The sequence below is a fragment of the Microcoleus sp. BM001215392 genome (assembly GCF_036700185.1).
Taxonomy (GTDB): Bacteria; Cyanobacteriota; Cyanobacteriia; order Cyanobacteriales; family Microcoleaceae; genus Microcoleus.
Genome location: NZ_JAUBOJ010000529.1, coordinates 1 through 4,043, shown reverse-complemented (window position 1 = coordinate 4,043; position 4,043 = coordinate 1). Strand labels below are relative to the sequence as shown.

Annotated in this window: 4 protein-coding genes; all 4 read left to right on the top strand. The window is 51.4% G+C overall.

Going from position 1 to position 4,043, the window contains the following annotated elements:
- Nucleotides 1–630 (top strand): DUF512 domain-containing protein (locus QT974_RS32065; RefSeq protein ID WP_333472410.1); only part of this gene is annotated, 630 nt, incomplete at its 5' end.
- Between the two features lie 139 nt (nucleotides 631–769).
- Nucleotides 770–2,626: a TolC family protein gene (locus QT974_RS32060; protein WP_333472409.1), complete on the top strand. Its 1,857-nt coding sequence runs from the start codon at nucleotides 770–772 to the stop codon at nucleotides 2,624–2,626.
- 441 nt (nucleotides 2,627–3,067) lie between these two features.
- Nucleotides 3,068–3,364: a 2Fe-2S iron-sulfur cluster-binding protein gene (locus QT974_RS32055; protein WP_293125450.1), complete on the top strand. Its 297-nt coding sequence runs from the start codon at nucleotides 3,068–3,070 to the stop codon at nucleotides 3,362–3,364.
- Between the two features lie 287 nt (nucleotides 3,365–3,651).
- Nucleotides 3,652–3,765 (top strand): photosystem II reaction center protein PsbM, encoded by a 114-nt coding sequence (gene psbM / locus QT974_RS32050; protein WP_333472408.1) that lies wholly within the window; start codon nucleotides 3,652–3,654, stop codon nucleotides 3,763–3,765.
- The last annotated feature ends 278 nt before the right edge of the window (nucleotides 3,766–4,043 follow it).

Here is a 4,043-nt window from a genome sequence, read left to right as displayed (position 1 = left end):
CCCAGCCCCCCCTTACTAAGGGGGGGAGAAGAGTTAGAAGAGTTAGCAGATTTAAACTTCCCTGTGGTAAGGGGAAATTCAAAATCGCGGTGTATTTGGCTGGCTGATGAGTGGTTTTTAATTGCTGGTTTGGATTTGCCGTCGGCGGCGGATTATGAAGATTATCCCCAAATTGGTAATGGTGTCGGTTCGATCCGGCAGTTTGTTGGGCAGTTTGAAACGGCTTTTGCTAAGCTGCAACCGTTGCCGGTTATTGGGCCGCGCCGGTTGGTTTGGGTGGTGGGGAATGCTGTTGAAAAGGCTTTTGGCCCGATCGCACAACAACTAAACCAAATTCCCGGTTTGTCTGTCAATATGGTGGCACTCAGCAGCCGTTATTGGGGACAAAGTATCACTGTCACGGGTTTGCTCACCGGGCAAGATTTACTCGAAGCTTTGCAGGGGCAAGACTTGGGAGATGGCATCCTCTTGCCGTCGGTGATGCTAAAACAGGGGGAACCGCGTTTTCTTGACGACATGACCGTAGAACAGCTCGAAAAATCGCTGAAAACCCGGATTTTGCCGGTCAGCGGAGTAGAGGAACTAATCTCACGGGCGATCGGTCTGGCAACTGCTGAAGTTAAATTGTAAATGTCGATCGCACATTCAAAATCAACATCAGTACGGTAATTGTGACTTGTAACTGTCGAGTTCAGGCTACAAGCTAGAAACTTAAGACCTCAATCTTGCTCTAAAATTGTCTCTAGAATTGCAAAGTAATTAAAAAATTATGCGTGTTTTTCGTCAAATCGTGGTGGTCGGAGTGGGCGCTGCAATTACTTTCAGCAACGCCGGACAGAGTGCTTCAGCACAGCCTCCGGCTCAATCTCAGGACAGTTCCCCTCGCTTCAATCAGCTCGAATTAGCGCAGAATATTCGATCGACCTCGAACACAGCGTCAGAACCAGCAGCAGATTCGCAAGAGCCAACCTCCGAGTCCCCGCAGCCCGGGGAAGCTCACAACACCCCATCAACTCCCCCAACCGAACCCTCGCTAGCATCAAAGCCTCAGCCGGAAAATTTGGCGCAGTCTCCAACGCCAACACCCAAAGGCGCTCAGCAGCAACCGGTGCCGAGGGGCCCCAACAATGTGGTGCCGGTGCCGAATTTGCCGGCGCCAACTAAGCGCGGCACTCCCCTCGAAAGTTTCCCCCCTCTCACCCCCAAGGGCCTTCTCGACACCAAGCCTCCTACTTCCCTCGAACCGAATCCGAATCCGTTGCAGTTTCCCACCAAGCCCGAGGATGTCAGGATCGAGCAAACAGAGTCAATTACCTTGCAACAGGCGATCGATCTGGCCCGCCGCAACAGCCAAGTTTTGCAAATTGCCGACAAACAAGTCGAACAAACTCGATCGGTACTGCGGGAACAGCAAGCAGCTTTATTTCCTGACCTGACTTTTCAAATGGGCGCCAGCCGCAGCGTCAGCGCCAGCGGACAGATTGGCGTGCAGTCTCGCATCCGCGAGAATGATTCTTTGCCCGCTAACAGACGATTGCCGGCAGACTCTGCCAACTTTCAAAATTTTGGCACGATCGGTCTCAACAACACTTTGCAGTTGAGCTACGACCTCGACATTTTCGGCCGCCGCAACGCCAACATCCGGGCGGCTAGGGAACAGTTGCGCTTTCGGGAACTGGATTTGGAACGCCAAGCCGAGCAACTCCGCTTCGACACTGCTGAGGCTTACTACAACCTGCAAAACTCCGACGGACAAGTGGCGATCCGCCAAGCTTCGGTGAGAAATGCCCAGCAAAGTTTGCGGGATGCCGAAGCTTTGGAACGGGCCGGGGTGGGAACCCGCTTTGCGGTGTTGCAGGCTCAGTCAAATGTGGCTAACGAAGTGCAGCAACTGTCCGTGGCCCGTCGCGACCAGCGGGTGGCCCAGCGGCGGCTGGCTGAAATTTTGAATATTAGTCAGTCGGCGAACTTGACGGCGGCTGACCCGGTGGAGCAAGCCGGTGCTTGGAGGCTATCTTTGGAAGAAAGTATTGTACAGGCTTTTAAGAATCGCCCCGAGTTGGAACAGCAGTTGGTACAGAGGAATATCAGCCAGCAGCAGAGGCGATCGATTCGGGCGGGGGGACTGCCTCAAGTTAATGTCACTGGTTCCTACAACTTCCAGGGGATAACTTCTGACAACCCAGACCCGTTTTCAACTCGCGGCTGGGCGAGCGGCTATGCGCTGCAAGCCAATCTGACTTGGAATATCTTCGACGGGGGCGCGGTGAGGGCGAGGGTGAAACAGCAGGATGCGGATATCTCGATCGCCGAAAGTCGATTTGACCAACTCCGCAATCAGGTGCGGCGCGAAGTGGAACAAGCTTATTTTGGCTTGGAGTCGAGTTTTGCCAATATCGAAACTTCTGAGGCGGGGGTTTTTCAGTCGAGGGAAGCTCTGCGTCTGGCCAGACTCCGGTTTCAAGCTGGCGTGGGTACTCAGACGGATGTGATTCAGGCGGAAACAGATTTGACTAGGGCTGAGAGAAACCGATTGTCGGCAATTATTACCTACAACCAGGGGCTTTCGTCTCTCCAGCGGGCTGTGAGCAACTTGCCGACTAACAACCTCTCGGATGCTCCTTGATACCAGGGGACAGTGGACAGTTGACAGTGGACAGTTGACAGTTGACAGTGGACAGTTGACAGTTGACAGCGACCTCGACTTCGACCTCGACCTGTACCTTGAAGCAACAGGATTGGAGCAATGAATAGTCTGATTTTAATTTCTCCCGCTCAAGCGGGCGGGCTTTAAACCAATTCTTTCTAGTAAAAAAAGCCCACTGTACCTCAACTCCCAGCCACGATCTGCATCAGTCAATCCCACCGATCGATCATTCCCTATTCTCAAATCTCAAATCTCAAATGGGTTGGGTTGGGTTGGCTTGGGTTGGGGCGATTCAGCCAAGAGGGATAGCTAGGCCACCTGTCCTTGAATCAAAAAGGAATTAGAGATTTGTTAAATATCCGATACTTCACTTAATATTTTGTAATAGAGTTCTATGTCAACTGCGTTAAGGGATCGGCAATGGCCAATATCAAGTTTGTGAAGGAAAATCAGGAAGTCATCGCAGCAGACGGAGCCAATTTGAGGCTCAAAGCTCTAGAAAACCGCATCGACTTGTACACGTTTTCGGGAAAGATGATGAATTGTGGGGGCTACGGTCAATGTGGCACCTGCATTGTGGAAATTGTCGAGGGCGGTGAAAATCTGTCGCCTCGCACAGACTTTGAGAACCGCAAGCTCAAGAAAAAGCCGGAAAACTATCGTTTGGCCTGTCAAGCTATGGTCAACGGCCCGGTGAGCGTGAAAACCAAGCCGTAGCTGGGGTTGGCAGAGAATCAGGCGATCGGGGCTTCGATCGCGCCTCAACAGAGGGAAGAAGGCATCACAGGCTAGGCGATCGGGTAAACAGAGGGCGCTTCGGCTTTGCGGGCGCCTCAAAACAATCAGGAGTCCGGACGCAAGCAGCAGCACGCATTCTCCCGCTGTTTGAGGCTCGGGATCTTTGAGGCGGCAAGACTACTTCTGTCTTCGAGTTTTGCTTTTGCCTTTGAGTGATATCCTAGTTGTATGTGTTTTCCTATTTTCCGATAGAGGCGGGCGTCTTCATGGAAGTTAACGATTTAGGGTTTGTGGCAACCATTCTGTTTGTATTGGTTCCCAGCGTTTTTCTAATCATTCTGTACATTCAAACGGCTAGTCGCGAAGGCAAAAAAGATTAGCAACTGTTGCTATTTTTGCCTGCTTTCATGCTTGCAAAAAAAAGCGCCAACAGATTTTTCCTGGGGCGCTTTTTTTATTGATACCAATTTCTAAAAGCAACAGCCCGCGCCGGAAAAGGCACTGCCGTTTGCCTACAAATGCTCGCCTTTAGTTGAAATGCAGTCACAAAAAGTAAAAGTAGGGTGCCTCAGCTATCAAGATTTTACAGCAACCGCCACATCGGTGAGGACATAAATAACTTCATGAATAGAGCCGATACCCGTACTGCATCAATGAT

Coding starts and splice junctions, on each gene's coding strand:
- QT974_RS32055 (WP_293125450.1), top strand. CDS start 3,068: ATGGCCAATATCAAGTTTGTGAAGGAAAATCAGGAAGTCATCGCAGCA.
- psbM (WP_333472408.1), top strand. CDS start 3,652: ATGGAAGTTAACGATTTAGGGTTTGTGGCAACCATTCTGTTTGTATTG.
- QT974_RS32060 (WP_333472409.1), top strand. CDS start 770: ATGCGTGTTTTTCGTCAAATCGTGGTGGTCGGAGTGGGCGCTGCAATT.